At 45.8% G+C, this 6,000-nt stretch carries 7 protein-coding genes; 2 read left to right on the forward strand and 5 right to left on the reverse strand.

All coding sequences use genetic code 11. The annotated features are described in order from the left end of the window. Positions 1 to 30: 30 nt before the first annotated feature. From IQ270_RS14610 to IQ270_RS14620, 3 genes are all read right to left on the reverse strand, one after another. On the reverse strand, positions 31 to 678 hold the full coding sequence (locus tag IQ270_RS14610; protein ID WP_193973909.1) for a nucleoside triphosphate pyrophosphatase: 648 nt from the start codon (positions 676 to 678) through the stop codon (positions 31 to 33). Between the two features lie 84 nt (positions 679 to 762). Continuing rightward, positions 763 to 1,302 carry a photosystem II reaction center PsbP gene (gene psbP / locus IQ270_RS14615; RefSeq protein ID WP_193973910.1) on the reverse strand — a complete coding sequence of 180 codons (540 nt, stop codon included), beginning with the start codon at positions 1,300 to 1,302 and terminating at the stop codon, positions 763 to 765. 142 nt (positions 1,303 to 1,444) lie between these two features. Beyond that, positions 1,445 to 1,657 (reverse strand): chlorophyll a/b-binding protein, encoded by a 213-nt coding sequence (locus IQ270_RS14620; protein WP_193973911.1) that lies wholly within the window; start codon positions 1,655 to 1,657, stop codon positions 1,445 to 1,447. A 206-nt stretch (positions 1,658 to 1,863) separates the two neighbouring features. Between IQ270_RS14620 and IQ270_RS14625 the strand changes: the two genes are divergently transcribed. Both IQ270_RS14625 and IQ270_RS14630 read left to right on the forward strand, forming a co-directional pair. Further along, positions 1,864 to 2,124 (forward strand): transposase, encoded by a 261-nt coding sequence (locus IQ270_RS14625; protein ID WP_228056372.1) that lies wholly within the window; start codon positions 1,864 to 1,866, stop codon positions 2,122 to 2,124. A gap of 173 nt (positions 2,125 to 2,297) precedes the next feature. After that, positions 2,298 to 2,909: a hypothetical protein gene (locus tag IQ270_RS14630; protein ID WP_193973912.1), complete on the forward strand. Its 612-nt coding sequence runs from the start codon at positions 2,298 to 2,300 to the stop codon at positions 2,907 to 2,909. A 342-nt stretch (positions 2,910 to 3,251) separates the two neighbouring features. Here the strand turns inward: IQ270_RS14630 and larB are convergent, their stop codons facing one another. Further along, the gene (gene larB, locus IQ270_RS14635) at positions 3,252 to 4,031 is read right to left on the reverse strand and encodes a nickel pincer cofactor biosynthesis protein LarB (protein ID WP_193973913.1); all 780 of its coding nucleotides are present in this window, start codon (positions 4,029 to 4,031) and stop codon (positions 3,252 to 3,254) included. Between the two features lie 303 nt (positions 4,032 to 4,334). Next, positions 4,335 to 6,000: ABC transporter substrate-binding protein (locus tag IQ270_RS14640; RefSeq protein WP_193973914.1), on the reverse strand; the 1,666-nt coding region annotated here is incomplete at its 5' end.

Raw genomic sequence — 6,000 nt, forward strand, 5'->3', positions numbered from 1 at the left:
ACCATTTTATTCATTTCCACTTTCTGCATTTCAAGACCAAAAATCCGCCACATCATATCGCATTTCGCCCAGCATTTGTCGCAGCAAAGGCAAACTCAAACCGATCACATTTGTGTGACATCCCTCGATTTTGTCTACAAAAAAACCGCCTTTACCCTCCAGTGCAAAACAGCCCGCACATTGCAGGGGTTCTCCGGTAGCGACGTAAGCAGCAATTTGACGCGAGGTAACTTCGGCAAAATAAACTTTTGTAACTTCACAGCGAACGATCGATCGATCCATTGCCTCATTGAAATCATCAAATCTAGTATCAATTAAAGCATGACCAGTATATAATTCACCTACTTTACCCCGCATTTGCTGCCAGCGGGAAATTGCCTCCTCCGCATCTTTCGGTTTACCATGAATTTCCCCATCAATCACCAAAATTGAATCGCAGCCCAACACCAAACAAGATTTGGGATTGGGAATTTGCGGATGAGAATTAGCCCGCAAAAACTCAGCTACAGCATCAGCTTTCCCCTCGGCTAAAACCTGGACTAATTTAGTCGCATCCTTCATTTGTATTTGCCCTTCATCAAAGTCGCTGGGGCAAATCACAGCTTGAATGCCAGCACTTTTTAGCAGGCTGCGGCGCGCCGGGGAAGCTGAAGCCAATACAAAAGTTGGATTTTTCATAAGTTAAGAAGGAAGAAGGAAGAAGGAAGAAGGAAGAATTTTAGACTGACAATGCCCCATGCCCCATGCCCAATTCCCAATTCCCTAATAAACAGAGAAAGACTTAACGACTTTTTCAAAAGCTTCTTTTACCTTCGGCCAGCGTTCTTCGGTAGTCGAAACGTTAAGCGTAAAAAGTTTGCCGCGGCTGACGGCTACGCTGGCTAAGTTGTGCCGTTCTTGGTTTGGGAGTTTGACGGCGTATTCTAAAATGTAATAGTTTTTCGATCGCGATTCCCGAGCTTCTGCACTGACTAATTCAGCTTCGCGGCCCGAATCCGTCGGGGCGATCGCATTTTTGCTCAGCTTGTATCCCACATCCGTCGGCGTTCCCAAATCCGCCAAAGTTTTGTCCCCCTCTACTGGACTGATGACCACGCTGACATTCTCGGTTTGCTGGATCAAGTCGCGCAACACCACATCAGGTCCATTAGAAACTGCGATCGGCAGCCAGCCATTAGGATACAGAAATTGATAGCCATCGCCAGTATCAACGTAGCTTTTGAGTCCGGTCACTTTCGACACACAACCGGTCAAACTGAGGCTGAGAACCACCAGAAGTATTGCCGCAATTCGTTTGAGCATTATTTTTACGGGTAGGGTAACACTAAAATATTTAATTTTAATTATCTCACCAAACCTTCCCCTCAAAATAATTAAGCTATGGCTCGCCGTTTGTGCATTGCTGGCGAGCCATAGCCGTACAGTTTAATTTTTATCAAAATCGTTACAGGTGAGTTAGCCAGCTAATCAGTCCGTGCTTGGTCGAAACTTCTAAAGCCAACAGAGAAACAAAGCCAATCATGGCAAGGCGGCCGTTTAAACGTTCTGCGTAGGGTGTAAAGCCAGTGCGGGGTTCGTCATCTATGTATACTGTCGGCTCGATCGCAAAATTGTTCATTTTGCCTTGGTCGTCCAGCATTAAGCCTCTGTTAGTCATCTCAGTCTCCTAAAATTGTTTTTGGTCTACTGTAACTAAATGTAACAGACTTGTGAACAAATGTAAAGGATCTGTGAATTTTTTTTAAAATATCCTAATCTGACCCTAGTTTTAACTAAAAATGCAACTGTATACATACGGCTCAGGTGGCGATCGGGCGATCGATCGAGCTTATATCTATCAGGGTAAGGATTTGGGCGATTTCATTGTCAAATGTTTGTATTTTTAGATACAATTTTTACTACAAATCCAAAAGAGCCAGTTTAGATATTCGTCGTTGGCAATGCAGTCACTGTGGAACAATACATGACAGGGATATTAATGCCGCTACAAAGATCAGAGATGAAGGTGTACGACTTTTGGCGGGAGGGCATCTCGCTACAGCTTCTGGAGAAAGAATAAGACCGAGCAAAGGCACTGCTTTTGTCAGGTCTTTGCTCAGTGAACGAAGAATCCTCTTGCCTTGAGCCAGAGGAGTTGTCAAATCATCAATCCGCAAATCTCAAATCTCAAATCCCATGAGAGTACGCTCTCCACCCCGTAGGGGGGGGAGGATAGAGTTGAGAGGCGCAAAAGTTGATGGTGTGTGGCAAATCCCAGACTGGGGTTTGACAAAAATTGTGGAAAGGAGGAAAAAGTTATGCGGGCCAGTCTGGAAATGCGGTGGTTTTATAGCGGTGCGCTGCCAAAATCGATCGGGCAATGGTTTGGCAGCGAGAGTCTCGGAGGATACCTGTCCCCGCCAGAAGAGCGCGAAGACATATATTTGCTCGTACCCGACTGCGACTACTTGGGAATCAAGCTGCGCGGGAAAACCTTAGAGGTAAAATGGCGACAGGCAGAGTTAGGCGCGATGCAGTTCGGCAACCGCTGGGAAGGCAAAGCCGAAAAATGGCTGAAGTGGGTTTGTGCCGACACGGTAGCACCCGTACCGACGGAAATTCTGGCAACAGGAAAGTGGGTGGGAGTCAAGAAAAAGCGAGCGCTGCGTCTTTACCAAGTTTCAGCCCCAGGTTCCCTGATGTCAGTGCCTGTAGAAGCCCCTGTTCCCCAAGGTTGTAACGTCGAAGTTACTCAATTGAGCATTAACGGCACTCCGTGGTGGACTTTGGGATTTGAAGCGTTTGGCAGCGAAAGTTGTTTAATCGAAAACCTGCAAACAGTAGCTAATTGGACTAGCAAAAGCTATCAGGCGCAAAAGTTGAAAGCTGAGGATTCTTGCGGTTATCCACGTTGGCTCGTAGGCAAGTAATATCAAATCTGTCAGCATCGGAATTATTCATATATCTCTTCTCTGGAATCTGCGCGAATCAGCGTCAATCCATTCTCATCTGCGGTAAGAAATTATCTTTTTTTTACCGCAGATACAGGCAGATAGACAAAGATTAACGCAGATGAATGATATCGATTTTGGTTGCAGCGTCAGTGACTGTTGACTGAATTTTACAATTCCTATGCTACCGGATTCGATCTCAGAAGAAAGAGGCGAGAATGTCCCAGAGGGGGAAGAGTTTTGAATTTTGAACTAAAGCGCGCCACCTTCAGAAAAAAACTTCTCCAGACAAGATTCCAATTCTCCCCCTCTCTGATTCTCCTACTCAGAAATTCTCCCCACTCGGCCAGCACTTCTGAGAATTTGACAAGCCAAAATCGCCGCCCCGAACCCGTTATCAATATTCACCACACCCACACCAGCCGCACAAGAATTCAACATAGTTAAAAGAGGAGCAATCCCGCCAAAACTCGCGCCGTAACCCACACTTGTCGGCACAGCAATCACCGGACAATCCGCCAAACCCGCAACCACACTCGCCAAAGCACCTTCCATACCCGCAACCGCAATCAACACATCAGCATCAGCAATCACGTGCCGATTGCTCAGCAAGCGATGAATGCCAGCAACTCCCACATCCCACAAACGCCGCACTTCAAAACCGCAAAGTTCCGCAGTCACAGCCGCCTCTTCGGCTACAGGCAAATCCGCCGTTCCCGCACATATGACAGTCACAGTACCCGGATGTCGCAAAGTTGGGGAACTAGGAGAAATTGCACAAATTCGAGCTTTTTGGTAGTAGCACAAATCGGGTATTTTTTGTTGCAATTGCTCGAAAACGAACGGTTCAATTCGTGTCGCCATCACCGCAGAATTTCGCCCGCGCATCGCCTCGATAATTTCAACAATTTGGTCTGGTGTTTTCCCCGGGCCCCAGATGACTTCAGGAAAACCGGTTCTTAACGTGCGGTGGTGGTCAATTTTGGCAAAATCGCCGACTTGTTCAAAGTCAAAATGCTTTAATTTGTCCAAAGCGACGGCGGGACTAACATCGCCCGCAGCCACTGATTCGAGTAACTTTTGTAAAATTTCAGGTTCCATAAAAATTGGTTATTTGTTAGTTGTCAGTTGTTAGTTGTTAGTTGTTAGTTGTCAGTTGTTAGTTGTTAGTTGTCAGTTGTCAGTTGTTAGTTGTCAGTTGTCAGTTGTTAGTTGTCAGTTGTTAGTTGTCAGTTGTCAGTTGTCAGTTGTCAGTTGTCAGTTGTTAGTAATAACTAACCAATAACAACTAACCAATAACAACTAACCAATAACAACTAACCAATAACAACTAACCAATAACAACTAACCAATAACAACTAACCAATAACAACTAACCAATAACAACTAACCAATAACTGCTTACTATTGTGTAATTTTCAGTTCGTACAAATTCCAGAAAGCACCGCCCAGCGCACTATAGCGAATTCCCGAAATGCGATCGCGCACCGCTTCAAAAGTCAGCGGATTCACCATATAAACAAAAGGCAATTGTTCCGATATAATCTCCTGCGCCTCCCCGTAGAGCTGCTGGCGCTTCGCCTCATCAAGCTCTTGAGAAGCCTTCACGTAAAGGTCATCGATTTTTTGTTCCCAGCCGTAGACTTCCCAACCCTTAATCGGCGGTTCTCCGGCTTGCGGGCCCTGGTTGAAACTGTGCAAAGTCCCCTTGACAGACCAAATTTTGTAGCCGCTGTGCGGTTCAGTGCCTCCGGTAAAACCGCCGAGGTAAGTATCCCAATTCCGCGTCAGACGCAGCTTTTCCACATAAGTGTTAAAACTCAGGAACTGCGTGTCAATTTGCATTCCCAGTTTTCCCAAATCTTGTTTAATTTGCGTTGCCATTTGTTCCCGCACTTTTTTACCCGCAGCTATCAACAAAGTAAATCGGACTTTGTTGCCACCAGCATCCAACAATTCGCCGTTACTATTATACTTGAAACCTGCACTAAATAGTAAGTTTTTTGATTTTTGCGGGTCGTAACTGTAGGTTTTTAATCCCTGTTCGGGAGACAAGTAAAACGGACTTTGCGCCGGAATTGGGGAATGCAGCGGCTCGCCTAGTCCGCGATAGATATTGTTAGTCATGGCGGAGCGGTTGATGCCGTAGGCAATTGCTTGCCGAAATTGCTGATTGTTAAACCAGCGAGACTTAACCGGGTCTACAAACGGCTTGTTTTGAGCGTTGCGCCCCTTGTTGAGATTGAAACACATAAACACAGTACCCGTGTCCGGGCCGCCGTTAAAAACCGTATATTTGCCGCGTTTTTCCTCTCGTTTCAGCAGCGGAAACACCTCTGGCTGCACGTCCAAGGTATCCAAATCGCCCGATCGAAAATTCAGCAGTTGATTGTCAGTATTTTCGATAATTTGCCAGACAATTTGCTGGATGTAAGGCTGAGAACTTCCCTCAGCATCTTTTCGCCAAAAATACGGATTTCGTTCCAAAACCACGCGCTGATTGGGAGTATAACTCAGCATTCGGTATTGCCCGTTACCGACAATTTTTTTCGGATCGGTATTTGTACCCCAAGTAGTCAGAAACTGGGGGTTGCCGTCAGCATCGGTATTGCTGACTGATTCTTGTAAAATATGAGCTGGTAAAATTGGAATTCCTCCAGCATATCTAATAAAAGGAGCAAAAGGTTCTGTAACGGAAAATTCAACGCGGCGGCTGTCAATTTTTTTGAGTTTTGGGAATTGGCGACTCGTGCCAACTCTCAGGGTATCTTTCAAACCGCTAGGGATTTTGTCATTGAAATAAATCTTTTCATAGCTGAAGATAATGTCATCAGTTGTCATCGGTTCGCCATCTGACCATTTCAATCCCTCTCGCAGGGTGAAGACAATTTTTTTGCCATTTTTGGAGACTTTCCAGGACTGGGCTAAACCGGGTTCTAGTTTCGATGTCAAGCCGTTTTCGTTAATCAATCCCTCGTACATATAGCCGAAAACGCTGTATGCAGATTGATTTAGCGGGTAGTTAAAGGTGGCGGGGCCGCTGGGGGTGGGAACGACGAGTCTGTTGGTT

Origin of the sequence: Microcoleus sp. LEGE 07076, assembly GCF_015207455.1 — a bacterium.
Lineage (GTDB): Bacteria > Cyanobacteriota > Cyanobacteriia > Cyanobacteriales > Microcoleaceae > Microcoleus.